Source organism: Streptomyces resistomycificus (assembly GCF_001514265.1).
In the GTDB taxonomy this organism is placed as follows: Bacteria; Actinomycetota; Actinomycetes; order Streptomycetales; family Streptomycetaceae; genus Streptomyces; species Streptomyces resistomycificus.
Genome location: NZ_KQ948992.1, coordinates 1 through 26,067 on the forward strand (window position 1 = coordinate 1; position 26,067 = coordinate 26,067).

27 protein-coding genes are annotated in these 26,067 nt (G+C 70.1%); 10 read left to right on the forward strand and 17 right to left on the reverse strand.

The features are described from left to right. Window positions 1–74: 74 nt before the first annotated feature. From AQJ84_RS18190 to AQJ84_RS18205, 4 genes are read right to left on the reverse strand one after another with little or no spacing between them, the layout of a single operon-like run. Window positions 75–752: a response regulator gene (locus tag AQJ84_RS18190; RefSeq protein WP_030043683.1), complete on the reverse strand. Its 678-nt coding sequence runs from the start codon at window positions 750–752 to the stop codon at window positions 75–77. Continuing rightward, window positions 749–2,017, reverse strand: a complete 1,269-nt coding sequence (locus AQJ84_RS18195) for a sensor histidine kinase (protein WP_030043681.1) — start codon at window positions 2,015–2,017, stop codon at window positions 749–751. Before AQJ84_RS18195 ends, AQJ84_RS18190 begins: the two co-directional genes overlap by 4 nt. A gap of 24 nt (window positions 2,018–2,041) precedes the next feature. Then, the gene (locus AQJ84_RS18200; RefSeq protein WP_030043680.1) at window positions 2,042–2,827 is read right to left on the reverse strand and encodes an ABC transporter permease; all 786 of its coding nucleotides are present in this window, start codon (window positions 2,825–2,827) and stop codon (window positions 2,042–2,044) included. Next, window positions 2,824–3,744 carry an ABC transporter ATP-binding protein gene (locus AQJ84_RS18205; RefSeq protein WP_030043679.1) on the reverse strand — a complete coding sequence of 307 codons (921 nt, stop codon included), beginning with the start codon at window positions 3,742–3,744 and terminating at the stop codon, window positions 2,824–2,826. Before AQJ84_RS18205 ends, AQJ84_RS18200 begins: the two co-directional genes overlap by 4 nt. Window positions 3,745–3,838: 94 nt before the next feature. Between AQJ84_RS18205 and AQJ84_RS18210 the strand changes: the two genes are divergently transcribed. Beyond that, window positions 3,839–4,390, forward strand: coding sequence for a GNAT family N-acetyltransferase (locus AQJ84_RS18210; protein WP_030043678.1), 552 nt, complete (start codon window positions 3,839–3,841; stop codon window positions 4,388–4,390). Window positions 4,391–4,436: 46 nt separating this feature from the next. Here AQJ84_RS18210 and AQJ84_RS18215 read toward each other — a convergent pair whose 3' ends face one another. From AQJ84_RS18215 to AQJ84_RS18265, 11 genes are all read right to left on the reverse strand, one after another. Beyond that, window positions 4,437–5,915, reverse strand: coding sequence for a type IV secretory system conjugative DNA transfer family protein (locus AQJ84_RS18215; RefSeq protein WP_030043677.1), 1,479 nt, complete (start codon window positions 5,913–5,915; stop codon window positions 4,437–4,439). Between the two features lie 18 nt (window positions 5,916–5,933). Then, window positions 5,934–7,349, reverse strand: a complete 1,416-nt coding sequence (locus AQJ84_RS18220) for an ATP-binding protein (protein WP_030043676.1) — start codon at window positions 7,347–7,349, stop codon at window positions 5,934–5,936. A gap of 10 nt (window positions 7,350–7,359) precedes the next feature. Continuing rightward, window positions 7,360–8,919, reverse strand: a complete 1,560-nt coding sequence (locus tag AQJ84_RS18225; protein ID WP_030043675.1) for an SCO6880 family protein — start codon at window positions 8,917–8,919, stop codon at window positions 7,360–7,362. Further along, a complete protein-coding gene (locus tag AQJ84_RS18230) occupies window positions 8,916–10,265 on the reverse strand; it encodes a hypothetical protein (RefSeq protein ID WP_030043674.1) in 1,350 nt (449 codons plus the stop codon). Before AQJ84_RS18230 ends, AQJ84_RS18225 begins: the two co-directional genes overlap by 4 nt. After that, the gene (locus AQJ84_RS18235; protein ID WP_053192104.1) at window positions 10,255–11,064 is read right to left on the reverse strand and encodes a hypothetical protein; all 810 of its coding nucleotides are present in this window, start codon (window positions 11,062–11,064) and stop codon (window positions 10,255–10,257) included. Before AQJ84_RS18235 ends, AQJ84_RS18230 begins: the two co-directional genes overlap by 11 nt. 198 nt (window positions 11,065–11,262) lie before the next feature. Further along, window positions 11,263–11,571 carry a hypothetical protein gene (locus AQJ84_RS18240; RefSeq protein WP_019526682.1) on the reverse strand — a complete coding sequence of 103 codons (309 nt, stop codon included), beginning with the start codon at window positions 11,569–11,571 and terminating at the stop codon, window positions 11,263–11,265. 388 nt (window positions 11,572–11,959) lie between these two features. Continuing rightward, complete coding sequence (locus AQJ84_RS18245) at window positions 11,960–13,294, reverse strand: S53 family peptidase (RefSeq protein WP_030043672.1); 1,335 nt, start codon at window positions 13,292–13,294, stop codon at window positions 11,960–11,962. Between the two features lie 276 nt (window positions 13,295–13,570). After that, window positions 13,571–13,951: a VOC family protein gene (locus tag AQJ84_RS18250; RefSeq protein ID WP_030043671.1), complete on the reverse strand. Its 381-nt coding sequence runs from the start codon at window positions 13,949–13,951 to the stop codon at window positions 13,571–13,573. Beyond that, window positions 13,944–14,198 (reverse strand): hypothetical protein, encoded by a 255-nt coding sequence (locus AQJ84_RS18255; protein ID WP_030043670.1) that lies wholly within the window; start codon window positions 14,196–14,198, stop codon window positions 13,944–13,946. The genes AQJ84_RS18250 and AQJ84_RS18255 overlap by 8 nt, the downstream gene beginning before the upstream one ends. Then, on the reverse strand, window positions 14,195–14,380 hold the full coding sequence (locus tag AQJ84_RS18260) for a DUF397 domain-containing protein (RefSeq protein ID WP_030043669.1): 186 nt from the start codon (window positions 14,378–14,380) through the stop codon (window positions 14,195–14,197). The genes AQJ84_RS18255 and AQJ84_RS18260 overlap by 4 nt, the downstream gene beginning before the upstream one ends. Before the next feature lie 9 nt (window positions 14,381–14,389). Next, entirely contained in the window at window positions 14,390–15,241 is an 852-nt protein-coding gene (locus tag AQJ84_RS18265; protein ID WP_030043668.1) for a helix-turn-helix domain-containing protein, read from the reverse strand. Between the two features lie 200 nt (window positions 15,242–15,441). Here AQJ84_RS18265 and AQJ84_RS18270 point away from each other — a divergent pair, with 200 nt between their 5' ends. The 5 genes from AQJ84_RS18270 (at window position 15,442) to AQJ84_RS18290 (ending at window position 20,423) form a co-directional block, all read left to right on the forward strand. Beyond that, window positions 15,442–15,879 carry an ATP-binding protein gene (locus AQJ84_RS18270; protein WP_030043667.1) on the forward strand — a complete coding sequence of 146 codons (438 nt, stop codon included), beginning with the start codon at window positions 15,442–15,444 and terminating at the stop codon, window positions 15,877–15,879. Window positions 15,880–15,915: 36 nt separating this feature from the next. Next, the gene (locus AQJ84_RS18275) at window positions 15,916–16,659 is read left to right on the forward strand and encodes a trypsin-like peptidase domain-containing protein (RefSeq protein WP_030043666.1); all 744 of its coding nucleotides are present in this window, start codon (window positions 15,916–15,918) and stop codon (window positions 16,657–16,659) included. Window positions 16,660–16,681: 22 nt separating this feature from the next. Beyond that, window positions 16,682–18,421: a serine/threonine-protein kinase gene (locus AQJ84_RS18280; protein ID WP_053192102.1), complete on the forward strand. Its 1,740-nt coding sequence runs from the start codon at window positions 16,682–16,684 to the stop codon at window positions 18,419–18,421. A gap of 113 nt (window positions 18,422–18,534) precedes the next feature. Next, window positions 18,535–19,479 (forward strand): C40 family peptidase, encoded by a 945-nt coding sequence (locus AQJ84_RS18285; RefSeq protein ID WP_107082761.1) that lies wholly within the window; start codon window positions 18,535–18,537, stop codon window positions 19,477–19,479. 236 nt (window positions 19,480–19,715) lie between these two features. After that, a complete protein-coding gene (locus AQJ84_RS18290) occupies window positions 19,716–20,423 on the forward strand; it encodes a phosphatase PAP2 family protein (protein ID WP_030043664.1) in 708 nt (235 codons plus the stop codon). Between the two features lie 21 nt (window positions 20,424–20,444). Here AQJ84_RS18290 and AQJ84_RS18295 read toward each other — a convergent pair whose 3' ends face one another. After that, window positions 20,445–21,998: an FAD-binding oxidoreductase gene (locus tag AQJ84_RS18295; protein ID WP_030043663.1), complete on the reverse strand. Its 1,554-nt coding sequence runs from the start codon at window positions 21,996–21,998 to the stop codon at window positions 20,445–20,447. Between the two features lie 451 nt (window positions 21,999–22,449). Between AQJ84_RS18295 and AQJ84_RS18300 the strand changes: the two genes are divergently transcribed. Together AQJ84_RS18300 and AQJ84_RS18305 are read left to right on the forward strand one after the other, a co-directional pair. Continuing rightward, complete coding sequence (locus AQJ84_RS18300; RefSeq protein ID WP_030043662.1) at window positions 22,450–23,301, forward strand: hypothetical protein; 852 nt, start codon at window positions 22,450–22,452, stop codon at window positions 23,299–23,301. A gap of 119 nt (window positions 23,302–23,420) precedes the next feature. After that, the gene (locus AQJ84_RS18305; RefSeq protein WP_030043661.1) at window positions 23,421–23,600 is read left to right on the forward strand and encodes a hypothetical protein; all 180 of its coding nucleotides are present in this window, start codon (window positions 23,421–23,423) and stop codon (window positions 23,598–23,600) included. Window positions 23,601–23,633: 33 nt separating this feature from the next. Here AQJ84_RS18305 and AQJ84_RS18310 read toward each other — a convergent pair whose 3' ends face one another. Further along, a complete protein-coding gene (locus AQJ84_RS18310) occupies window positions 23,634–23,993 on the reverse strand; it encodes a metal-sensitive transcriptional regulator (RefSeq protein WP_030043660.1) in 360 nt (119 codons plus the stop codon). A 212-nt stretch (window positions 23,994–24,205) separates the two neighbouring features. Between AQJ84_RS18310 and AQJ84_RS18315 the strand changes: the two genes are divergently transcribed. After that, window positions 24,206–24,826, forward strand: a complete 621-nt coding sequence (locus AQJ84_RS18315) for a DUF47 domain-containing protein (protein WP_030043659.1) — start codon at window positions 24,206–24,208, stop codon at window positions 24,824–24,826. A gap of 7 nt (window positions 24,827–24,833) precedes the next feature. Next, complete coding sequence (locus AQJ84_RS18320; RefSeq protein WP_030043658.1) at window positions 24,834–25,832, forward strand: inorganic phosphate transporter; 999 nt, start codon at window positions 24,834–24,836, stop codon at window positions 25,830–25,832. Window positions 25,833–26,067 lie beyond the last annotated feature (235 nt).

Below are 26,067 nucleotides of genomic sequence, written 5' to 3' on the forward strand. Positions count from 1 at the left end.
AATCTTTGAGAAAACCCCCGTGCCATTCGGCACGGGGGTTTTCTGCGTTTCGGGAAAAGTTTGCCCTGCCGGCTTCAGGACGGCTCCACGAGCTTTGTGTCGTACGCCAGGATCACCGCCTGCACGCGGTCCCGGCAGCCCGTCTTCGACAGGATCCGGCCCACGTGGGTTTTCACCGTGGACTCGGCCAGGTGGAGACGCGTGGCTATCTCGGTGTTCGTCCAGCCCTGGCCGATGACGGTGAGGATCTCGCGTTCGCGGTCCGTGAGGGAGACCAGGCGGGGATCGTCCGCCGCACGGGCCGGGGTGTCGTCCGGGGTGCCTGTCGGCAGGTGCTGGGCGTAGGTGTCCAGGAGGCGTCGGGTCAGGCTGGGGGCCACCACCGCGTCGCCGGTCGCCACCGCGCGGATGCCGGAGAGGAGCTCCTCCGGCTGGGCGTCTTTGACCAGGAAGCCGGAAGCGCCGGCGCGCAGACCGGCGTAGGCGTACTCGTCGAGGTCGAAGGTGGTCAGGATGAGGACGCGGGTGCGGGCGCCGGTGGCGACGATGCGGCGGGTGGCCTCGATGCCGTCCAGGCCGGGCATGCGGACGTCCATCAGGACGACGTCGGGATGGAGCTCTGCGGTCAGGCGGGTCGCCTCGGTGCCGTTCGTCGCCTCGCCGAGAACCGCCATGTCGTCCTGGCTCTCCAGCAGCATGCGGAAGCCGAAGCGCTGGAGGGGCTGGTCGTCGGCGATGAGGACGGTGGTCACTGCGGGGATTCCTCCGGGAGGTGAAGGTGGACACGCCAGCCCTGTTCCGGGTGCGGGCGTGGGCCGGCCTCAAGTGTGCCGCCGTACAGGGCTGTTCGCTCGCGCATTCCGGGCAGGCCGCGGCCTGCGGTGTCGTGGGGCTCGGAGCCGCCGCGGCCGGTGTCGGTCACGGTGACGGTCACGGCGCCGGTGTCGCCGTAGGAGAGGTCGATGCGTGAGGTGGCGCCCGGGCCCGCGTGTTTGAGGGTGTTGGTGAGCGATTCCTGGATGACGCGGTAGACGGTGAGCTGGCGGCCCGGGGTGATGGCGCCGGTGCCCCGCAGGGTGGTGTGGACGGGGAGGCCGGCGGCGCGGACGCCCTCGACCAGGTGGTCGAGGTCGGTGAGGGTGGGCTGGGGGGCCAGTTCCGGGGTGGCGTCCCTCTCCTCCTCACGCAGGACGTCCAGCAGACGGCGGAGTTCCGTGAGGGCCTGGCGGCTGGTGGTGGAGATGGCCGTCAGGGCCTGGGCGGCGCGTTCGGGGGATCTGGCCGCGGCGTAGCGGCCGCCGTCGGCGAGGCCGGTGATGACGGACAGGTTGTGGCCGATGATGTCGTGCATCTCGCGGGCGATACGGGCGCGCTCCGCGGCGGCGGCGAGCCGGGCCTGCTGGTCGCGTTCGACCTCCAGACGGCGGGCGCGGTCCTCCAGTGCCTCGGTGTAGTTGCGGCGGGTGCGGACCGTGATGCCGATGGCCGCGGCCAGCACGACGGACATCAGCACCGGGACGATGTCCTGGTCCGGGCTGCCCTGCGGGTGGCGGGCGGCCAGCACGGCCATGGGCGCGGTGATCAGGGCCGTCGCCCACCACAGATCGCGCGCGGGGCGGCGCAGCGCGAGGTGGAAGACGACGAGCAGCTGGAGCATGGCGGCCTGGAGGGCGATGCCGGTCCAGGCGTTGACCAGGGAGACCGGGGCGATGGCCAGGAGGACCGCCCGGGGGTGGGTGCGTCGCCACAGGAGGGGGAGCGAGAAGGCGAGGCTGAGGGCCAGGACCAGTCGGCGGGGGCTGCCCGTGTCGCGGGCCACGTTGAGCCAGCCGCCGCCGAAGTAGTCGATCAGGGCGGCCGTCACCCAGAAGCCGGTGAGGTGCAGGTCCCAGACGAGGGGGTGACGCCGGTCGAAGGCGCGTACGCGTCGGGTGAGGCGGTGGACGTACTCGGTGAGGGGCTCCGGCGTCCGGGCCTCGGGTGTGGGCCGCGCTTCTGGTTGCGTCACGGTGTCCATGGTGGGTGTTCTCTTCTCCGTGTGTCAGACGTCCCGTCGTTTCAGGACCAGCGCGGCTGCGGCGAGGGTGGCCACCGTCCACAGGAGCATGGCCAGGAGTGCCGTGCCCGGGGAGGTGGATCCCGGCAACTGCTGGGCCGTGGTGAGGGTTTCCAGGGCGCGGCCGGGGAAGAGGCGGACCGCGTCGTCGACGAAGTCGTAGGGAAGCATCGCCAGCACCTCCGGGACGATCATGACGAGGCCGATGAACGCGCCCGTGGCGATCGGGACCGAACGCACGAGGGCACCGATAGCGAGGGCGAGTACGGCGAGGAGCGCGAGGCCGGCGGCGTTGCCGATGAGGGCGCGCAGAATGCCCGGGTCTCCGAGGGAGGCGGCGTGGTCGGTGCCGGTGAGGAAGGACTGGGCGAGGGGGAAGGTGAGGAGGTTCGTCCACAGGGTGAGGGGGAAGGTGATCGCGGCGAGGACGGCGGCCTTGGACCAGAGCACCGGCAGACGGCGCGGTACCGCTGTCATCGTGGCGCGGATCTGGCCCGTCGAGTACTCGCCGGCCGTCGAGAGGATGCCCAGGACACCCAGGTTGACCTGGGCGAACTGGGTTCCCAGGAGGACGAGGACGACGGTGTCCAGTTCGCCTTCGCCGCTGCCGTCGTAGGCCGCGCTGATCCCTGCGCCCATGGCGAGGGTGAGGGCGCTCGTCGCGACGAGGGTGATCCAGGTCGAGCGCAGGGTGCGGAGCTTGTGCCATTCCGAGCGCAGGACCCCCGTGGGTGTCACGCGGTACGGGACGGTCGTGGTGGCGGTGGTCATGCCACGGCTCCTTCCGGGGCCGCGGTGAACTCGACGGCGTCGCGGGTGAGGTCCATGAAGGCCTCCTCCAAGGAGGCGTTGTCGGGGGTGAGTTCGAAGACGGGGATGCCGTGGGCGGCCGCCGTGCGGCCGATGTGTTCGGCGTCCGTGCCGTGGACTTCGAGGGTGCCGGGGGTGGGGCCGGCGATGTCGACGCCGGGTGCGGAGAGCAGGCGCATGAGGGTCTCCGCCTCCGGGGTGACGACCTTGACGGTGCCCGCTCCCGACTGCCGTACGAAGTGGGCGACCGTGGTGTCGGCGAGGAGGCGGCCGCGGCCGATGATGACCAGGTGGTCGGCGGTGAGGGCCATCTCGCTCATCAGGTGGGAGGAGACGAGGACCGTACGGCCCTCCGCGGCCAGGGACTTGAGGAGGTTGCGGATCCAGAGCACGCCCTCGGGGTCGAGCCCGTTGACCGGTTCGTCGAGGACGACGGTGGCCGGGTCGCCGAGCAACGCGGCCGCCATGCCCAGGCGTTGGCCCATGCCGAGGGAGAAGCCCTTGACGCGGCGGTGGGCCACGTCGGTGAGGCCGGTGACGTCCAGGACGTGGTCGACGCGGGACCTGGGGATGCCGTGGGTGAGGGCGAGGGCGCGCAGGTGATGGTGGGCGGTGCGGCCGGGGTGGACCGAGCGGGCCTCCAGGAGGGCGCCGACCTCGTGGAGGGGCGCGGGGTGGGCGGCGTAGGCGCGTCCGCCGACGGTGGCGTGGCCGCGGGTGGGGGTGTCCAGGCCGAGGATCATGCGCATGGTCGTGGACTTGCCGGCGCCGTTCGGGCCGAGGAAGCCGGTGACGGTGCCGGGACGGACGGTGAAGGACAGGTCGTGCACGACGGTTTTGCCGCCGTAGCGCTTGGTGAGGTCCTGTGCCGTAATCATGCTTCGATGCTCGTCCGGGAGCGGGCGCCGGGCGTCGGACCGTGGGCAGTGTCCGAGGTGGGAGGCGTAGTACCCGGGTACTACGGTGGCGGGCATGAGCAGTTATGTGATCCGGTCCGTGCGTGCCGACGAGTGGCCTGCGGCGAAGGAGTTGCGGCTGGCCGCGTTGCGGGATCCCGTCGCGCATCTCGCCTTTCTGGAGACCTTCGAGGAGGCCGCCGCCAGGCCGGACTCCTTCTGGCAGGAGCGGACGGCCGGGGGCGCGGAGGGGGCGTCCGGGAAGCAGCAGATCATCGCCGAGGCGCCGGACGGAGGGTGGGTCGCCACGCTGACCGTGCTGATGGAGGAGCCCGGGACGACGGACTGGGCCGGGTTTCCGGTGGAGCGGAAGCAGGCGCACGTCGTCGGGGTGTTCGTGCGGCCCGAGGAGCGGGGGAGCGGGCTGACCGACGTGCTGTTCGACGCCGCTGTGGAGTGGTCGTGGGAGCAGGGCGCCGAGCGGGTGCGGCTCATCGTGCACGAGGAGAACGGGCGGGCGCAGCGGTTCTACCGGAAGGTGGGGTTCTCGCCGAGCGGGGTGACGGTGGCGTTGGGGGACGAGGGGGAGCGGGAGCTGGAGTTCGTCCTGGAGCGCGTGGGGGACTGAGGGGGCTTGGGCTGAGGGGAGCCGGGCTTGCGGGGACCCGGGCTGACTACACCGGCAGTTCGATGTCCGGCCAGCGGGTGCGGGCCTGTTCGCGGGAGCGGAGCAGGGCCAGGGTGGGCAGGCCCCGGTCCGGTCCGGCGGCCAGCAGCTCCGGGAGCTGGGGAAGCGGAGCCACGGCGGCGACGTCGTCCAGGACGAGCGTCATTGGTGGGTCGAGGCGACCGGAGGATGACCGTTCGGCCATGCGCCGGCCGCGCTCGACCACGCTTGAGGCGAGGGCGGTGAGGAGGGGCATCGCACCCGGATCGGTCCGGGGGTCCTCGATGGATTCACCGACCACATAAAGCGTGCCCCCTTCGTCCACGAAGGAATCCAAGGCGAGCGCATCAGTTCGGTTGGGAGTGCATGCCTCGCGGACGTTGAGGGTGAAGAGTGCGGCGAGTGCGCGGGAGGTCAACTCCTGCGCGATGTCCTTGCGTTCGGGGTGCGCGGTGAGCGCGGCCTCGAGTTCGCCGGCTGAGCCGGGTGCCGCCTTGGGGTTCGTACGAAGCGTTCGTACGGCGTCCTGGATCTGGGTGCCCTGGCACCAGCGGTGGACGTGACGGATGGTGCGGCCGTCGATGGCGGCGGCGTGCAGATAGCTCCGCAGGAGCGTTTCGGCGGTGTCGCTGACCGCTTGGTCGAGGCGGGCGGTGGGGCGGACCGGGGCCAGGAGGGCGGTGGCTCTGGTGGCCGCCGTCTGCTTGTCCTCGCAGCCGGTGGTGGGGGACCAGTGGAGGCGGGCCGGGGTGTCGCAGAGGTGGGTGGGGTCGTAGACGTGGACCGGGCCCAGTTTGGCTCGGGCGTCCTTGGTGTCCTGCCAGAGGGCGGGGTTCGAGGTGATGACGAGGGCGGGGCCCTCCGCGTCGCGTACGGCCTGGGTGGCGGTGGAGCGGCGGGTTTCCGGCGGGCCGTACAGCACCGCGCCTTCGGGGCGGTTGGCTTCCCACCCGCCCACCGGGGCGGATTGCGCCGGTGCCGTCTCCTGGAGGACCGCCGTCGGCTCAGGCCGCGGCTCCGTGCGCGGTACCGGCACCTCGTGGACCTCGGGTGTCGGCACCGGCACCGGCTCCGGCGCCACCGCCTGCTTCCACTGCTCCACCCGCTCCACCCGCCGCCTCGCCCTGACCGCCCGCCACCGTGCCACCGTGCCCATCACGAACACCGTCAGGACGATCAGGATCATGACCTGGCCGATGAGCAGGCCCCAGAAGAGGCCGTAGCCCGAGAGGTCGGACGCGGGGGCGTCCGGCCAGGCGCCGGGGATGTCGTGGGGCTGGGCGACGAGGTGGCGGATGGCGAGGGGGGCGCGGGTGAAGGTGACGCCGTCGGGCCAGGAGCCGTGGGCGAACAGGGCTGCCAGGCCGGTGGCGGACCAGACCAGCAGGGTCATGCCGAGGAGGAAGGCGAGTATGCCGACCAGCAGGCCGTCGGGGATGCCTCCCTGGCCGTCCTGCCGACGGTCCCGCTGGTCACCCGGTCTCATTCTTCTCCCCGGCTCTGCCTACGCCACCGTCGACTCGGAGTCGCCGAGGTGCTGTTCCACGAACGCCGCCGCCCGTTCCTCCGCCTCCAGTTCGGCGGCGCGCAGGGCGTCGTCGTTCAGGTCGCGGTCGACGGAGGACTCGGTCATCGCGCGGTCGGTGAAGACCAGGGGACGTTCGGTCTCGGTGATCAGGTGTTTGACGACCTGGACGTTGCCGTTGACGTCCCAGACGGCGATGCCGGGTGTGAGGGACGGGATGATCTCCACCGCCCAGCGGGGCAGGCCGAGCACCCGGCCCGTCGACCTGGCCTCGTCCGCCTTCTGGGCGTAGATGGTCCGTGTCGAGGCCATCTTCAGGATGGCCGCGGCCTCCTTGGCCGCCGCCCCGTCCACCACGTCGGACAGGTGGTGGACCACCGCCACGAACGACAGACCCAGTCGGCGGCCGAACTTCAGCAGCCGCTGGAAGAGCTGGGCCACGAACGGGCTGTTGATGATGTGCCAGGCCTCCTCGACCAGGAAGATGCGCTTCTTCCGGTCGGGGCGGATCCAGGTGTGCTCCAGCCACACGCCGACGATCGCCATGAGGATGGGCATGGCGATGGAGTTGCGGTCGATGTGGGACAGGTCGAACACGATCAGCGGCGCGTCGAGGTCGATGCCGACCGTCGTCGGGCCGTCGAACATGCCCCTGAGGTCACCGTCGACCAGCCGGTCCAGGACCAGTGCCACGTCCAGGCCCCACGCCCGTACGTCGTCTATGTCGACGTTCATCGCCTCGGCGGACTCCGGTTCGGGGTGCCGTAGCTGCTCGACGATGTCGGTCAGGACGGGCTGGCGTTCGACGATCGTCTCGTTGACGTACGCGTGCGCCACCTTGAGGGCGAAGCCGGAGCGCTCGTCGAGGCCGTGACCCATCGCGACCTCGATGATGGTCCGCAGCAGGGCGAGCTGTCCGGTCGTGGTGATCGCCGGGTCGAGCGGGTTGAGCCGGATGCCCTGGTCGAGTGCCGCCATCGGGTCCAGCCGGATGGGAGTTATTCCCAGCTCCTGCGCGATGAGGTTCCACTCACCGGCGCCGTCCTCGCCCTGGGCGTCGAGGACGACGACCTGGCGGTCCTTGAAGCGGAGCTGGCGCAGGACGTACGTCTTCTCCAGCGCCGACTTGCCGTTGCCGGACTCGCCGAGGACCAGCCAGTGCGGGGCGGGGAGCTGCTGGCCGTACAGCTGGAAGGGGTCGTAGATGTAGCCCTTCCCGGAGTAGACCTCGCGGCCGATGATGACGCCCGAGTCGCCGAGGCCGGGGGCGGCGGTCGGGAGGTAGACCGCCTGGGCCTGACCTGTGGAGGTGCGTACCGGCAGGCGGGTCGTCTCGACCTTCCCGAAGAGGAAGGAGGTGAAGGCGTCGGTGAGGATGGACATCGGATCCCGCATGCGGCGGCCCCTACCTTCGAATGCCGGTGGCGAACGGGAGCGTGTTCACGAAGGCGCGATGGTGTTCACGGTCGCACCACTCCAGTTTCAGGTACGACTTTCCGGCCGACGCCCTGATGGTCCGCTTGTCGCGGGCCAGGGCCTCGGGTGAGCGGGAGGAGACGGTGATGTAGCCGACCAGGTTGACGCCGGCCGCGCCGCTCGCGAGGTCCTCGCCGCGCTGGTCGAGACGGTTGTGGGCGGCGATGTCGCGGGGGTCGACGGTGCGGTTCATCTTGGCGGCGCGGGAGGCCTCGGCCTCGTCGTTGGTCTTCTCGGTCAACATGCGTTCGATGGCTACCTCGGTGGGCTCGAGATCCATCGTCACCGCGACCGTTCGGATGACGTCCGGGGTGTGGACCAGGAGCGGCGCGAGGAAGTTGACGCCGACGGGGGTCATCGGCCACTCCTTCACCCAGGCCGTGGCATGGCACCAGGGGGCGCGGGTGGAGGACTCGCGGGTCTTGGCCTGGAGGAAGTTCGGCTCCATGGCGTCCAGCTCGGCCGGCCAGGCGTTGCGCTGGGTCATCGCCTGGATGTGGTCGATGGGGTGGTCCGGGTCGTACATGGAGTGGATGAGCGAGGACAGGCGGCCCTGGCCCAGCGGCTGCCGTACGCGGATGTCGGCCTCCTGGAGGCGCGAGCAGATGTCCGTCAGCTCGCGGGCCATGACGACGGCGAGGCCCGCGTCCCGGTCCAGTTTGCGGCCGTTGTGCGGGCGCGCGGCCCGGGCCATGGCGTGGGCCTCGGCGGCGAGCTCGCGGGTGTAGTGCATGCAGGCGACCATGTAGGCGCGGTGCTGCTCGCTGCTGGTCGACACCATCGACTGCAGCTGGTCGTACGACGACTGCAGCCAGGGGAGCGCCTTGTCGTCCCCGCGTACGGCGACGTCCTTGGCGTGGGCGTCGGGGTCGGCGGGCAGGGTGCGGGCGAGCATCTGCAGCCGGGTGACGAAGCCGTCGCCGTTGGCCACGTGCTTGAGCAGGGTGCCGAAGCGGTCGACGAGGGCTTCCTGGTCCTCGGAGTCGCGCAGGCCGACGCCGGGTCCCTCGATCTCGATCGCGGCGGTGACCGTACGGCGGTCCGCGTGCAGCAGTACGGCGATCTCGTCCGGGCCGAACGGGGCGGCGAGCCAGGTGATGCGGCCGATCCCGGGCGGCGGGCCGATCTCCACCTCACGCCCGTCGATGTGGGTGCCGGCCTCGACGACGCCGGAGCGGTAGGTGGTGCCCTGCTTGAGGGTGCGCTTGTAGCTGCGGTTGATCTCGAACCACTTGTAGAAGGTACGGCGCTTGTACGGCACGTAGACCGCGGCCAGCGCGAGCATGGGGAAACCCATCAGCAGCACGATGCGCAGGGTCAGGACGGGGACGAGGAGCCCGCACATCATGCCGAGGAACGCGCCCACGATGATGAGCGCGATCTCGCCGGTCTCTCGATTCCTGCCGACGATCGCGTTCGGCCGGGCGCGGCCGATCAGATATGTACGGCGGGGCGTGACCGGATGGGACACGTGGGACTCGGTCGTCAACGCCCTTCACCTCCCGTGCGGTTGGTACTGCTGTTGCGGGTGTTGCCTGCGTGCGGGCTGTTCATGGGGCTGTTGCCCGTACGGGGCGCGGGTGCGGCGGAGGGGACAGATCCGCCGCCTCCGTTCGGGGTGCGGGCGCTGTGCGCGGCGACTCCGCCGGATGCGGGGTTGCTCGGGCGGGCACCGCTGGATCCGCCCTGGCCGCCGTTGTTGTCGGCGCGGGTGGAGTGGGTCTTGATTCCCTGGGCGACCAGGGTCGCGGGGGAGCTGATGACGGCCGCGGCCTTGCCCTCGGCTCCCTGCATGATGCGGTTGCTGCGGGAGTTCGCGATCTCGTCGCCGAAGCCGGGGACGAAGCGGTAGATCATCGCGCTGGCGAAGATCGCGAGCAGGATGATGGCGAGGCCGGAGACCACGGCGGAGAAGGCGTCGGGGCCGTCGTCGGCGGACAGGGCGCCCGCCAGGCCCAGCACGATCACGATGACGGGCTTCACCAGGATGACGGCGATCATGATGCCCGCCCAGCGGCGGACGTGGCCCCACAGGTTCTTGTCGACGAGGCCGGCGTACACGACGGTGCCGAGCAGGGCGCCGACGTAGAGCAGGGCCGCCCGGATGACCAGCTCCAGCCACAGGACTCCGGCGGCGAGGATGCTGACCAGGGACACGACGATCAGCATGATCGGGCCGCCGCCGATGTCCTCGCCCTTCTCGAGGGCGCCGGAGAAGGTGCCGAAGAAGGTGTCCGTCTGGTCGCCGGTGGTCTTCGCCAGGACCTCTGAGACGCCGTCCGTCGCCGAGACGACCGTGTAGAGGATCAGGGGCGTGAAGGCGGACGCGAGCACGGTCAGCCAGAGGAACCCGATCGCCTCCGAGATGGCGGTGGTGACGGGGACGCCGCGCACGGCCCGCTTGGCGACGGCCAGCAGCCACAGCAGGAGGGTCAGGATCGTCGAGGCGGCGAACACCACGGCGTACTGCTGCAGGAACTTCGGGTTCGTGAAGTCGACGTTCGCGGTGTCCTGCACGGCCTCACTGAGCTTGTCGACGGTCCACGCGGCGGCGTCGGCACAGCCCTTGGCGAGGGAGGAGAGGGGGTCGAGGGTGCTGGTGGGGTCGAGGGAGCCGGAGCGTCCGGTGCCGGTGGAACCGCTGCCGTCCTCGCAGTACTCCTTGGCGGGGCCGATCAAGAGGTCGCAGGGGTTGTTGCTCGCCGACGGCGTAGGCGTGGGTGTGGGCGTAGGAGTCGGTGCCGCGACAGCGCGGGTGGCCAGCAGGACGACGGCTGTCTGTACGGCGGCGACGAGGCCGGTGAGCTTGAGTACGCGGCTGGGGCTACCGGGCATAAGTGAACCCTCCGTACTCCTCGACGGCCTTGCTGATTGCGTCGGAACTGGCGGCTCTGTCGTCCCCCGGCACCGGGGCCGGGCCGTTCGACTGTGTGTCCGCGGTGATCTTCCAGTCGCCATCGGCCCACTGCAGGTCGAAGGTCCACGTCTTCCACGTCGAGCTGACGGGGTCGGTGGAGTTCTCGCCGGACATGCCGATGAGGCCCATGTACCAGACCGCCACCTTGGCACTGGTGTCGCTGAACTGCTCGACCTTGGTGCCCACGGGAACGGTACGGGAGACGAAGGTGCTGCCCTCGGGGGCGTTGCCGTTCGCGTCGAGGCCCATCTTGCTGAGGAAGTCCGCCGAATACGCCTGGTCCATGGCGCTCTGCAGCTTCGCCGCTGCGGCGGGTGTGTAGATGCCGTTGACGATGGAGTGCCGGGAGTCCTTGCTGAACATGCCAGTCGACCCCAGCGTCACCGCGTAGTTCGCCGCCGCGCTCTGCGCACCCTTCTCGTCCTGGGCGAAGCCCGACTGGACCGGGCGGTCCCCGCTCGCCGCCGTGCTCGCTGCGTCCGGCTGGGAGCCCGTGTTGTCGGAGGGGGCGGCGGAATCGTCGCTTCCGCGGTTCGCGAAGGCGATCGCGGCGATCAGGAGGACGATGACGCCGACGACCGTGACCAGGCTGCGTGAGGACGAGCGGCCGCGTCGTGGGCCGCCGTACGCGTCGCCGTCGCGGTCGGGCAGGCGGGTGCGGGTCTGGCCCGTGCCGCCGTACCCGCCGGAGGTCTCCTGTTCGTCACCGAGACTCATGCCGCGAACGCCCCCTCGACGTCGTGCGGAAACGCGTACGAGTACGACGGTAGCCGTGCTGGTTCCCGCGCGGGCGCGGTGTGGTGACTCGACATCAGGGAAACGCAACCTCAGCCGGTGGGCACGACGGACGGGTGGGGTAGAGGGGGCACCGGGCGCGCCCGGCCGGACTGGAGGTGCGTCGACCGGACGCCGTACCTAGACGGCCATGCCGTACACGATGGTGAACAGCGTGCCGAGTGAGCCGATGATGAAGACCCCGGTCAGGCCCGCGATGATGAGTCCCTTGCCCTGTTCCGCGCTGAAGGTGTCCCGGAGGGCGGTCGCACCGATGCGCTGCTTGGCCGCACCCCAGATGGCGATGCCGAGGCAGAGCAGGATGGCCACCGCCATCACGACCTCGATCATCACCTTCGCCTCGTTGCCCAGGCTGCCGAAGGGGCCCCAGTCCGGAGCGATCCCCCCGATGATGGTGTTGATGTCTCCCTCGTCGGCCGCAAAGAGCATGTAAAGTCACCGCCCCTGGTGGGTAGTTACGCGTCCCCCTGCATCGGCGCAGAGGTCAGTCCTCATTCTCGCCGACAATGTCGCTGCCGTATGTCGACTTGGCGTCATCAGTTGGCGGGTTTCGTACGAATACCCTGTCAGGAATCGTATCGTCACTCTGTGTATCACGGCAGGTCACGCCGGGCAACGAGGCCTGAGCGGAACCTGTCGTGTGGTTCCGTCGTTGACCCCTTTCACCCTCTGGCACGGTGGGTGACGGCCAGTCGGGTGAGTGGTCGGGACGATGGTCTCATGGCGAAAGGGCCGCGGCTGGATGCCGTGGCCCTTTCGTCCCCATGCCGCCCGTGGGCCCCCACGGCCCACTGAGGCGAGTTCTGTTGACTGGCGGTCAGCCGGTGAAGGCGGCGGTGCCCTCCGGGGTGCCCAAGCCGGTGGGGCCGTCGTACCCGGACGTGGCGGTGCAGAAGTAGCTCGTGGAGCAGGAGCCGTTGTTGCCGGAGGTCACGTCGTTGAGCGCGGAGGTGCCGGCCGCGCCGTACGGGTACTGGGCGGGGTAGTCGGTGCTGCCCGGGGTGCCGGCGAGGGCGTAGACGCCCGCGATGATGGGCGAGGAGGCGCTGGTGCCGCCGAAGGTGTACCAGCCCGCGGTGACGCCGTAGGAGTCGTAGACCGAGACGCCCGTCGCGGGGTCGGCGACGGCCGAGACGTCCGAGATCATCCGCTTGGTGCAGCCGGTGTCGGTCTGCCAGCTCGGCTTCGCGTCGTACTTGGAGCAGCCCGAGCCGGTGCCCTCGGTGGTGCTGGTCTTCCACACGCTCTCGGTCCAGCCGCGGGTGGTGGAGGAGGTGGAGAGTTTGGTGCCGCCGACGGAGGTGACGTACTTGGAGGCGGCCGGGTATTCGGCGCCGTAGGCGGAGTCGCCGGCGCTGACGGTGATGGCGACGCCGGGGTGGTTGAAGTACGAGGAGTCGTACGACGTGTCCGTCGAGGACTCCGAGCCGCCGTAGCTGTTGGAGACGAACTTGGCGCCGAGCTTGACGGCCTCGTTCACGGCCGTGCCGAGGTTGGCCATGCTGGCGGAGGAGGCCTCGACGAGCGTGATGTTGCAGTTCGGGCAGGTGGCGCTGGCCATGTCAAGGTCGAGGGAGATCTCCTCGGCCCAGCCGCTGTCGGCGGAGGGGAGGGAGGTCGTGGAGCCGGTCTGGCTGACCTTCTTGAAGCAGCCGTTGGCCGTGGTGCAGGTGGAGAGGCCGTAGTACGAGCGGTACTTCGCGAGGTCGGCCTCGGCGTTCGGGTCGTCGTACGCGTCGACGATCGCGATGGTCTCGCCGGAACCCTTTGAGGAGGCGGCGGAGCTCAGGCCGTAGGCGGACTGGAGGTCGGACGGGCCGTAACCGGAGGGGGTCGAGGCGTCGGCGGCCTTCGGGGTGACGCCGTCCTCCTTGGCTTCCCGCTTCTGGAAGGCGGTGAGGCCACCGGTCACACGCAGGGAGTTACAGGCCAGTTCGCCCTTCTTCTTGGGCGTGGCGCAGGGGGTGGCCGACCAGGTGACCTTGGAGGAGGTGGTCTTGGCGGCGACCGCGGTGGTCACCTCGGGGGTGGCGCTCGCTTGGGCCGCGGTGCCGAGTCCGGCGAACACGAGCGCGGCGGTGGCCGCTGCGGCGGAACCCATACGGGTCCATCTGCGGCGCTTGGTGGGGGTGTTGGGGGGTTGCGTACGCAACGTACAGCCTCCTGAGAGTGGTGGACAGGGGCAGTGCGGGTGGTGATGCCACCGGTACGCGGTCCCCGGCAGCGGGCGGCGGCCCGCCGACGACTGTGCTCTTGTTCAGTACGTGACAACAAGACGAGCTGCGGAATCCTGACTTCCGCCATACCGAAAGGGGTTGGGGGATTGCTGATCAATGGCTGGGCGATGGAGGGGGGATGGGTGCGCCTTGACTCGGCGCACAGTGGATCCACAGCCTGTGCACAGCCTTTCGCGGGCGTCCGGTGCCGGTCACGGCCAGGTCCGTGCCTGCGCGTCGAAGTACTCCGGGTCGCTGTGTACGGGGATCACGCACACCAAGTGGCCGCCGGGGGCGCGTAGTACGTGGCACTCCAGCCACTGCGCGATCTGTGTCGCGCCCAGGCCGAGCAGGCGGGCGGTCTCCGCCTCCACGTCGTCGGTCTCGATGTCCACGTGGTAGCGGGGGGCGTCGTCGACGGCCTGGATCGCGGTGACGATTCCGGGGATCGCCCCGTGCAGCATCGTGAACTGGTCCTCCGACGGGTCCGGCCGGGCGTCGGCCCCGAGCGCGGCCGACCAGAACTCCGCCGCCTGGGCGGCCTCCTGCTTCGGGGTGTCGAGCAGGATCGCGTAGACGCGGCTTCTATGCATCGGGTCGCTCACCGTCCGATCCGTTCACGAAGTGGTCGAACTCGCCTGCCTGTACGCCGAGTACGAAGGCGTCCCACTTGCGGCGGTTCGTGGTGACCACGTTGTCCGGGGCGCTGGTCTCGCGGAGGTAGACGGGGGCGTCGCCGTCGTCACCCTCGCCGAAGGCGATCTCGATCCAGGGGCCGGGGCCGGTTGCCTCCGGCGGGGCAGCGCGGGTCCAGGTGAGGTCGGTCGGGATGTCGCTCAACGGGGGGTTTCCTTCTTCAGCGCGGCGAGGAGGGCGTCGAAGGTGGCGGGGTGGGCATCGAGTATCGCCCCGCGAGGGTCTGTGCTTTCGGTGAGGTGAATCGTTCCCTCGGATGCGGCGACGTGGACGCAGGACTCGCCTTCGCCGCAGTAGGAGGACTTCTGCCAGGTGGCGTGGGACATGTCTGCCTCTCAGAGGGTCCGGACGATGGTGTGGATGAGGGCTCGTGACTCGGGTTCGGTCAGGCTGAGGGTCATCAGGCGGTCGAGGACCCGGCGGTACTTGTCGAGTTGTGCCTCGGCGTTCAGCAGGGCGATGCCGTGGGACTGGTCGAGCTGGACGGTGTCGAGTTGAGGCACGGTCCCGTGGACGTAGTAGATGGGCTGGCCCGCACCCGGGTAGCCGCCGGCGTCGAACGGGATGACGTGGATCGTCATGTGGGAGTGGTCGCTCATCTTCAGCAGGTGTTCGAGCTGCTGCCGGGTGACGTCCCGCCCGCCGAACCGCATGCGCAGGGCTGCCTCGTGGATGATCGCCCGATAGGGGACCGGCGCTTCGTGGAAGAGCGCCGCCTGGCGCTTGATGCGGAAGGACGCGCGGTGGTCGATCTCGTCGGGCGAGAGCTCCGGCACGACCTGGTGGAACACCGCGCGGGCGTGGTCCGGCGTCTGCAACAGGCCCGGGATGCCCGAGGTGTGGGCGGTGCGCAGGGCGGTGCCGTGCGACTCCAGCTCGGCCAGGTCCAGCAGTCCTGACGGCAGGATCTCCCGGTACTCCTCCCACCAGCCCCGCTTGCGTTCGCCGGTCATCCCGGCGATGGCCTCGACCAGTTCCTTGTCGGGGCACTCGTACTGGCAGGCCATGGTGCGCACCCGGTCGGCGCTCACCGCGAGGCGGCCGGTCTCCATGTTGCTGACCTGGGCCTGCTTGATGCCGAGGAGGCGGGACGCTTCCGTCGACGTCAGGCCTGCGTGCTCACGGAGCTTGCGCAGCTCGGCACCGAAACGGAGTTGTCGTGCCGTCGGGTTGGTCCTCACGGGCATGCCCGTCGCTCCTCCGTACTGCCTGTCACCCGCAGGAGTGGTTGCAGCAATTCTCAGTCCAACTGGGATGAAGAATATATTCCCTGCCGCTACTTTGATTGCGGCGCCATCAGGCCCAGAAGCGCACCGTTCGACGGACCGGCATGCCACTGGGCAACCGCACGCATGTACCCAACTTCCGTCCGTGATCGGAGACTTCCGTGGCCACCGTATCCCCGTCCTGGGCCTACACCCTTCACCTCCCGCACGATCCGCGCGCACCGGGTATCGCCCGCTCCACCCTCCGTACCGTCCTCGCCGCCCACGACCTCACCGCCCTCGCCCCGACCGTCGAACTCCTCGCCTCCGAACTGCTCACCAACGCCCACCTCCACACCCGTGGCCCCTACGCCCTCCGCCTGCGTGCGATGGAACCCGGGCGGCTCCGCGTCGCCGTGTGGGACGGCGATCCGCGCGTTCCGGCCGGGTTCGCCCGCGGCGGCGACGACCTGGACGCCGTACCGCCCGACTCCGCGGAGGGGGGCCGAGGGCTGTACCTGGTGCGGGCCTGCGCGGACTCGTGGGGCGCCTCCGTGCTGCGGGAGTCGGGGGCGTCGCAGGGTGGGAAGTCGTTGTGGGCGGAGTGCAGGCAGGGCTGACCGGGCTCTCACCTTCGTGCGGAACGCTGTGCCGCGATGAAGCGCACGCCACGTCCTGTCCTCTACGCCGTCACCCTGCTGCTCGCCGTCACCTCCGCCTCCGAGGCTGCCGCCGACGACGGAGCCGGTCCGTTGGGGGTGACCGCCGTCGCCGTGGCGACCCCGCAGACCGCCCGTGTGGGGGCCCTGTTCGCCGCAGGCCGGCATTTCTGCACCGCGTCCGTCGTGGACAGCCCGGGCCGGAACCTCGTCGTCACCGCGGCGCACTGTCTTGACGGGAACTCGGGGAGTCTGGTGTTCGTGCCCGGGTACCGGGACGGGCACGCGCCGTTCGGGGCGTGGCGGGTGCGGCGGCGGTATCTGCCCGGCGGATGGGCCGAGGGGGAGGACGAGGACAGTGATGTCGCCTTCGCCGCCGTCGCCGAGCGGGGTGGGAAGGAGCTCGAGGACGCCGTCGGGGGCGGTAACCGGTTCGCCGCCGGAAGAGGGACCGGGGTGACCGCCGTGACCGTCACCGGATATCCCGACTCCCGTGAGGTGCCGGTGCGCTGCACCAACAGGCCGACGTCGCACAGCCGTACGCAGCAGCGCATCGCGTGTCCCGGGTTCAGCGGGGGGACCAGCGGCAGTCCTTGGGTGAACGGGGGCGGGGAGGTGGTGGGAGTGCTGGGCGGGCACGAGGCGGGCGGGGCCACCGCGGATGTCTCCTACAGCGTGGTTCTGGGGGCGGAGGCGGCCTCGCTGTACCGGTCCGCGACAAAGGGCCCTGCGGCGAACTGATCTCTGTGGCAGGGTCGGTTCGGTGGATGCACTGAAGGATCGGGACCCGGCGCACATAGGCGCGTACACGCTGCTCGCACGGCTCGGGGCGGGTGGGATGGGGCAGGTCTACCTCGCTCGGTCGCCCGGTGGGCGGCTGGTCGCGATCAAGGTGATCCGGGACGAGATCACCGACCATCCGGAGGCGCTGGCGCGGTTCCGGCGGGAGGTGGAGACGGTTCGGGCGGTGCGGAGTGCGTACACCGCGAACCTGATCGACGCCTCGTTGGAAGCGGCGCCGTACTGGCTGGCGACGGAGTTCGTGTCGGGGCCGACGTTGAGTCAGGCGGTGGGGGAGCGGGGGGCGTTGCCGCCCCAGGCGTGCCGTGGGGTGTTCGCCGCGTTGGCCGAGGGGCTGGCCGCGGTGCACGCGCACGGTGTCACACACCGGGACCTCAAGCCGCAGAACGTGATCCTCGCCGCGCAGGGGCCGCAGCTCATCGACTTCGGGATCGCGCGGGGCGCGGGCCAGACCGCGCTCACAGAGGCCGGGTTCGCGCCCGGCACACCCGGATACACCGCGCCCGAGGTGCTGCTGCGCAACGAGGTCGGACCGGCGGCGGACGTCTTCGCGCTGGGGGCGACGCTCGCGTACGCGGCGACAGGCCGGCCGCCCTTCGGCATGGGCGAGGCGGCGGGGGTGAGTTATCGGGCCGTCCACGAGCCCGTCGACGTCCTCGGCGTGGAGCCGGGGCTGGCGGCGCTCATCGAGGCGTGCGTGGCGAAGGACCCGTCGGCGCGGCCGGGGCTCGGTGAGGTGATCGCCCGGTGCGGGGTGCGGGCGGCGCTCGTGGAGGATCCGTTCTACGCCGGGCTCGCCCAGTTGGCGGAGGCGGTGCCGCAGACGCCGGCGGCTGGGCGGGCGGGGGCGGTGCCGCAGACGCCGACCGTCGCGTCGGTCGCCGGGCCGGCGATGCCTCCCGCGTACGCACCGGTGAGCCCGCACGACTTGCCGACGGCCGGGGCGGCGTACGGCTATACGCCCACGGAGCTGAGCCGGCCGACGCAGGCCGGCCGCCGCCGAGGCGTGCTGTGGCTCGCGGTGGGGGCCGTGGTGGTCGCCGTGGGGGCGGGGACGGCGTTCATGTTGTTGACGCCGGACGACAAGAAGGACGAGGGCTCGAAGGCGGGGGGCGGTGCAGCTGCGTCTCCGTCCGCCTCGAAGGCGGTCAAGTCACCGGCGGCGTCGGCGGAGGGCGCGCCCGCGTACGCAGGGGACAAGATCGACCGTGTGCTGTGGAGCTCGGCCACCGGTGAATGCCAGTTGCCCCCTGAGGAGCGGGCGGTCGAGGGTTTCATGGGGTCCATCAGCGATCCCGATGCCCCCAGTGAGACCTCGCAGACCCACTCCTTCGGCAACAAGGTTCAGGTCGGATTCCGTGCCGGCGGCACGACCGGGGCCAAGGAGCCGTACTACGTGACCGTCAGCGTGAAGCCCCCGCACGACATCGACCCGGACACCGGAAAGCCCATCGAGGGGATCCTGAGCGACAACGCGAACATCGGTTACCTGAGCAAGCCCGTCGACATCCACAGCGGCAGCGATCCGACGAGCTGGAAGTACGTCACCTACCCGGACGACTTCCACTCCTGGATCAAGGGCAAGCCGCAGCCCTCCATCCCGCTCACCAACGACCCCGGTGACTGGACCGTGGAGTTCCACCACATCCGCACGCCCGACGACTACACCAGCATCATGTGTGACGGCTTCACGGTGAAATGACGCCACTCTCACCTGAAATAACCTTGAACAGCGGCGATATGGGGGAGGGTTGAGCCGTGCGCAAAGTCTGGGTGATCGGTGGTGTCTCTGTAGGGCTCGGCCTGAGCTTCGTGATGCTGCTCGTGGTCGGTGTGTATGTCGTGGCCGGGAACCTCGTCAACGGGGTGAGCGGGGGGACCAAGGCGTTGGCCAAGGGGTCGGTGCCCGCTGCCTATCAGACCCTCGTCCAGAAGTGGGGCAACCTCTGCTCCGCCATCAACCCGGCACTGCTCGCCGCCCAGCTGTACCAGGAGAGCGGCTGGAATCCGGACGTGACCAGCCACGCCGACGCGCGCGGCATCGCCCAGTTCATCCCCAGTACCTGGGCCACGCACGGAATCGACGGCGACGGCGACGGCGACCGTGACATCTGGGACCCGAATGACGCGATTCCATCGGCCGCGTCCTACGACTGCGAGCTCGCGAAGTACGTCAAGGACGTACCCGGCGACACCACGAACAACATGCTGGCCGCCTACAACGCGGGTGCCTACCGCGTCATAAAGGCAGGTGGGGTTCCGGCCATCAGCGAGACGCAGAACTACGTCAAGAGGATCCGCTCCCTGGAGGACAGCTTCGCCGCTCCCGTCACCCGGGTCGAGCCGTCGAAGCAGGCCGCCGGGGCCATCTACTACGCGCAGAAGAAGCTGGGGACGCCCTATCTGTGGGGTGGGACCGGTACCGCTGAGCAGGGCGGACGGTTCGACTGCTCGGGGTTGACCCAGGCCGCGTACGAGACCGTCGGGATCACGCTGCCGCGGGTCGCCAACGATCAGTACAACGCGGGGCCGCACCCGGACAGGGACGAACTGCTGCCGGGTGACCTGGTGTTCTTCTCGGACGACCTCACCAACTCGCGGGCCATCCGGCATGTGGGTATTTATGTCGGTGGCGGGTACATGATCGACGCACCGAGAACAGGTGCTGTGATCCGGTTCGACCCGATCGACACCCCCGACTACTTCGGAGCCACCCGGGTTACCGAAGATGGCGCGAAAGCGCTCCCCACGACGGTGTAAACCGAGCGTGAACCCACCCCCTGAGCTGCGGCGATGAGTCTCTCTTCGGTAACGTCTGAGTGATCATTCGGTGGAGTGTGGAACGTATCAACGGGAGCCGTGCGTTCCTGATGACGTAGCCGAGCGGACGGTGACGTCACAGTCGACGTGAGCGGGTCTACACACCACGGGGGTGGGTAACAGTGGCGCGCGCAAGGTGGGCGCGCCGGGAGAGACGACGAAGGGGCCCGTGCGCCATGGCTGGACTCGCAGAATCCGGGTCGAACCCTGACGTCGATCTGCTGTACGACATCAACGGCCTCGCCAAGGACGCCCCGGCCTGGTTCGACCGGGTCATGGAGTACGTCGGCGAGTACGGACTGCTGCTCGCCATGGTGCTGCTCGTGCTGTGGTGCTGGTGGTCCGTGCGGCGGCGGGGCGAGGAGGACGCCGCCTCGTCGGTGGCCGCGCTCGCGTGGGCGCCGCTGGCCGCCGGGGTCGCCGTGCTGGTGAACGTGCCGATACGAGGCTTCGTGGAGCGGCCACGGCCCTTCCTCACCCATGACGGGCTGGACGTCCTCGTCTCCGGCAAGACCGACTACTCCTTCGTGAGCGACCACGCCACCATCACCATGGCGATGGCGGTCGGGCTCTTCGTCGCCAACCGCAGGTTCGGGCTCTTCGGGCTCGGGCTCGCGCTGCTCGAAGGGTTCTGCCGGATCTACATGGGCGTGCACTACCCGACGGACGTGGTGGGCGGGTTCGCGCTCGGCACGGCTGTCGCGCTGCTGCTCTCGCCGGTGGCCATGGCTCTGCTGACGCCGGTGGCCAAGGCGATCGAGCGGTCGCCGCGGGCCGGCCTGCTGATCCGGGCGCGCGGACGGTCGTACGACGGGCGGGACGCGATGATCCCGGGGGCCCGGCGTGAGGCCGCCGGAGCCGAGGAGCGGGATCTCGCCGCGTAGGGGCGCCGGACGCTCCGGACGCTAGAGGGCCTGGGGGTACGTGAAGAAGCGGTTCGGGTCGTACTGCTTCTTCAGCTTCGCCAGCCGGGTCGCCGCGTCGCCGTAGTACGCCTTGCGCCAGTCCTTCAGGGTCGGGTCCGTGTAGTTCTGGTAGGCCGCGCCCGAGGCGTACGGCCTCATCGCCGTGTGGGCCGTGGTCAGCCAGGACTGGGCGGCGCTTCCGCTCGTGCCGGCCCGCCAGGACGCGATGTACTGCGCCAGCATCCGGGAGCGGCGGTGGACGAACGCCGTCGCCGTGGGGGAGACGCGGTTGACGGCGCCGCCGAGCGCCGTGAACGCGATGCTGCCCGAGCCGCCGCGGACCGACTTCAGCTGCTTGAGGAGGGTCTGGATCGCGGCAGGGGACAGGGACTTGTCGAAGAAGTCGGACTTCGCCGTGTAGGTCTCGCGACCCAGTGCGCCCTGCGGGGAGCGGCCGGGCGTCGAGCCGGGCAGGTGGCACTGGGCGTCCGCGGTGAACGACGAGCAGCCGGCGTAGATCTCCATCGCCTCCTCGTAGCCCCGGCGGCGCAGGGAGACGCTGCCCGCGGAGGCGCCCACCCTGTCCGCCAGGCGGTCGACCGCGTTCTGGAGTTCGCCGTACGTGCCGAGGGAGAACACGGAGACCGAGACGGTGGCGCGGCCGCCGGACGTGCCGGCCAGGTGCAGCGACGACCAGATCTCGTCCGGCTGGCCCGGTCCCCACTCCTGCCACGCCCGGACGACCGCCGCGGCCTTCGACCACGGCCAGGACAGGTTCGCCGTCACCGCCTGCGGGGCCCGGTGGGTCTTGAAGTGCAGTTCCGTCACCACGCCGAAGTTGCCGTTGCCCGCGCCGCGCAGGGCCCAGAACAGGTCCTTGTGGTCGGTGGCGTTCGCGGTGAGCTGCTTGCCGTCCGCGGTGATCAGGGTGGCCTGGGTGAGGCTGTCGCAGGTGAGGCCGTAGGCGCGGGAGACGACTCCGTGGCCGCCGCCGAGGGTGAGGCCGGAGACGCCGACGGTCGGACAGGAGCCCGCGGGGATGGTCACGCCCTTGGCGGCGAGCGCGCGGTAGACGTCGATCAGCTTGGCGCCGGCGCCGACCACGGCCGTGTTGCCGCTCGCCCGTACCCGGTTGAGCTTCGAGACGTCGATGATCAGGCGGCCGTTGCCGGAGGACCAGCCGGCGTAGGAGTGGCCGCCGTTGCGGATCGCGACGTGCAGGGTGTGGGCCCGGGCGTAGGAGAGGGCGGTACGGATGTCGTCCGTGTTCGCCACGTACGCCACCGCCGCCGGCTTGAGGGAGTCGAAGCGGGTGTTGTAGAGCTGGCGGGCGGCGGGCCAGGCGGCGTCGCCGGGGCGGACAAGCGGACCGTCCAGAGAGCGGGCGAGGGCGGACCAGTCGGCGGGAGCGGTGGCGCCCGCCGTCCTGAACGCGGGGCGGGACGTCGCCGGGGTGCCGTCGGCCCTGCCTCCGGATCCGTCGGCCTTGCATGCCGTGGCCGCCGCGGCCGTGAGGGTGGCCGCGCCGGCGGCGAGGAGGGTACGCCGTTCCATGTCCGTGCCTCTGTCTTTCGTCGGGCCTTCGTGGAACGAGACGGGGGTTCGGGAGCGAGGGTTCCATGGTGCGGGGCGATGAAGCGGGCCCATGGTGCGGGGCGCTGACGTGGGGGGCCGGCCCCGGCGGAGACGCGGCCCAGACGCGGCCCCTTTTCGCTCAGTCGGTCAGATGGCCCTCCGCGTCCGTGCGGGCCAGGCTTCTCGCCCGGCGGGCCGGGCCGCGCCAGCCGCAGGAGCAGCGGGCTGTGCAGAAGCGGCCTTGTTCGACGGTCGTCGTCTGGTGAGTCGATCGGTCGGGGGGTGGGGGAACCCTGTCCTGCTGCGCCACGCCGACAACGTTACCGAGGTCGGGTGAAGGCTGGGTATGCGCGTGACGACGCCACCTACTCGTCGTTAACCGGAACGACACGGGGCCCGTGACGGACCTACCGGCTGGGGGTAGACGGCGATGGCGGAGTGGCGGCGCAGGCGGGCGGGCCGGGCGGGTGGTGCGGTCGTCGTGGCGGGAGTCCTGACCGGGGTGTGCTTCGGCACCGCGGGGTGTTCCGGGAGCGGGGCCGCGGCCGACGGGGACGGCCGGGGCGGGGATCCGGTCGAGATCCTTTACCGGGCCGCCGACACCCTGGTCGACGCCCGGAGTTCGAAGGCCCGTACGTCCATGCAGATGGCCACCGGCGGCACCCGGGTGACCATCCGGGGCGAGGGCGTGTACGACTACCGGCGTCAGGTGGGGCGGCTGAAGGTGATGCTGCCGCAGGATCCGGCGGGGTCGAGTGAGCACCGGCCGATCACCGAACTGCTCGCGCCGGGCGCCCTGTTCATGAAGAACCGGGGAGCCGGGGTGCCCGCCGACAAGTGGGTCCGGGTCGACACCGCCACCCTCACCGACGGGAACCTGGTGACCGGCGGTGCCACCGACCCGTTCGCCGCCGCCGAGGTGCTGCGCGGGACGCGGACGGCGACGTACGTGGGGAGGACCGAGGTCGCGGGGGCCGCCGTACGGCACTACCGCGGGACCGCGGACCTGGGGCGGGCGGCCCGGGACGCGTCCGCCGGGAACAGGGGGCCGCTCGCCGCCGCGGCGAAAGGGTTCGCCACGGCCCGCGTGCCGTTCGACGTCTACCTCGACGACGAGGGCCGCATCCGCAAGGTCCGGCACCGGTTCAGCTTCGTCAACGGGCAGCAGGAGGGGGCCGTGGCGGTCGCCTCCACCACGCTGCTGTACGACTTCGGAGTGCCCGCGGACGTACGGTTGCCGGCCGCCGGAGACATCTACGCGGGCCGGATCGCCGAGGAGTGAGGGCCGTGCGGGCCCCGGGTGCGGACCCGTGACGGGCGTCAAGAACTAGCCCGTCCGTGCCATGCGCGGTGTGTAGCCGCTGCCTACTCTAGGAAGTCGGTGACGGCAGAGAAGAGGTGATGCGCGTGGCTCCGGTCGGCGGTACGGCAGTTCAGGACCACGTGGCCCTCGCCGAGATCGAGCTGTGCGGAGAGCTGATCATCGCGGCCTCGGCTGCCGACGAGGACCGGCTCAGCCAGGAGAGCATCGACGAGGTCCTGAAAGTGGCCGAAGAACGCGCGGACGCCTCCGGCTACTGAGCCGGGGGCGGTCCCGTTCCCGGCCGCCGCGGGTCACGTCCGCAGCAGGCGGCCGATCGCCTTCGTCGCCTCCTCCACCTTCGCGTCGATCTCGGCGCCGCCCTTGACGGCCGCGTCGGCGACGCAGTGGCGCAGGTGCTCCTCCAGGAGTTGCAGGGCGAAGGACTGCAGGGCCTTGGTGGAGGCCGACACCTGCGTGAGTATGTCGATGCAGTAGGTGTCCTCGTCGACCATCCGCTGCAGGCCCCGGATCTGGCCCTCGATGCGGCGCAGGCGCTTGAGGTGTTCGTCCTTCTGCTTGTGGTAGCCGTGCACGCCGCGGTCGTGATCCGTCACGACGTCCGGCGACGCGTCGGGGGAGGGCGCTTGAGCGCCGGCCGGTGTGGTCGTCATCGCGTCCTCCACGTCCCGGGGCACAACCCGGAGCAGACATATACCCCTACAGGGTATATCGTACCGAACTTTGCGGGGTAGGTGGCCTGCGGACGGCCCCCGTGCCAACCACTCTGCCCGATGGGCGACACTGGGGGACGGCCCATTAGCCGTGGCCGGATGATGCGCCTAGCATCAGCCTGACCGAAACCGATGCACCCCGAGGACCCCTTGTGCGCTTTCGTCTGACCCCCAGGGAGACGAGCTTCTACGACATGTTCGCCGCGTCCGCGGACAACATCGTCACGGGCTCGAAGCTCCTCATGGAACTGCTCGGGGCGGACACCGCCGGCCGGGCCGAGATCGCAGAGCGTATGCGGGCCGCGGAACACGCAGGTGACGACGCCACGCACGCGATCTTCCACCAGTTGAACTCCTCGTTCATCACGCCGTTCGACCGTGAGGACATCTACAACCTCGCGTCGTCGCTCGACGACATCATGGACTTCATGGAGGAGGCCGTCGACCTGGTCGTCCTCTACAACGTGGAGGAACTGCCCAAGGGCGTCGAGCAGCAGATCGAGGTGCTGGCACGGGCGGCGGAGCTGACCGCCGAGGCCATGCCCAACCTCCGCACGATGGACAACCTCACCGAGTACTGGATCGAGGTCAACCGGCTGGAGAACCAGGCCGACCAGATCCACCGCAAGCTGCTGGCCATGCTGTTCAACGGCAAGTACGAGGCCATCGAGGTGCTGAAGCTCAAGCAGATCGTGGACGTGCTGGAGGAAGCGGCCGACGCGTTCGAGCACGTGGCGAACACGGTGGAGACCATCGCCGTCAAGGAGTCCTGAGCCTTTCATGGACACCTTCGCACTGATCGCGACCATCGGGGTCGCGCTCTTCTTCACGTACACCAACGGCTTCCACGACTCGGCGAACGCGATCGCGACGTCCGTGTCGACGCGTGCGCTGACGCCTCGCGCCGCGCTGGCGATGGCCGCGGTGATGAACCTCGCCGGTGCCTTCCTCGGCTCCGGGGTCGCCAAGACCGTCAGCGAGGGGCTGATCCAGACGCCCGAGGGGTCGAAGGGGATGGGAATCCTCTTCGCCGCGCTGGTCGGTGCGATCACGTGGAACCTGATCACGTGGTACTTCGGGCTGCCCTCGTCGTCGTCGCACGCGCTGTTCGGCGGGATGGTCGGGGCGGCGCTGGCCGGCGGGACGACCGTCTACTGGGACGGGGTGCTGGAGAAGGTCGTCATCCCGATGTTCATCTCGCCCGTGGTGGGCCTGGTGTGCGGCTATCTGGTGATGACGGCGATCATGTGGCTCTTCCGCCGGGCCAATCCGCACAAGGCCAAGCGCGGGTTCCGTATCGCGCAGACCGTCTCGGCGGCGGGTATGGCGCTGGGGCACGGCCTGCAGGACGCGCAGAAGACGATGGGCATCGTGGTGATGGCGCTGGTCATCGCCGACGTCGAGGACTACGGCGATTCGATCCCGGTGTGGGTCAAGATCGTGTGTGCGGTGATGCTGTCGCTGGGGACGTACGCCGGTGGCTGGCGGATCATGCGGACGCTGGGGCGGAAGATCATCGAGTTGGATCCGCCGCAGGGGTTCGCCGCGGAGACGACCGGTGCGTCGATCATGTTCGCGACGGCGTTCCTCTTCAAGGCGCCGATCTCGACGACGCATGTGATCACGTCGGCGATCATGGGTGTCGGGGCGACGAAGCGGGTCAATGCCGTGCGGTGGGGTGTCGCCAAGAACATCATCCTCGGCTGGTTCATCACGATGCCGGCGGCGGGGTTCGTGGCGGCGTGCGCGTACGGTCTGGTGAACGTGGCGTTCCTGTAAGCGGGTTGCGTCTGCGCTGCGCTGCGGTGACCGGGGTTGCTCAGACGGTCCTTCGCACTCACCGGCGTCGCTGCTGACGCCCTGGGGGCTGCGCCCCCAGACCCCCGGGCCTGTGCCCACCCGCCACCCGACTCGGTCGGTCAAGAGGTGACCGTCTCTGGGGGCTGCCGCCCCCAGACCCCCGGGCCTGTGCCCACCCGCCACCCGACTCGGTCGGTCAAGAGGTGACCGTCTC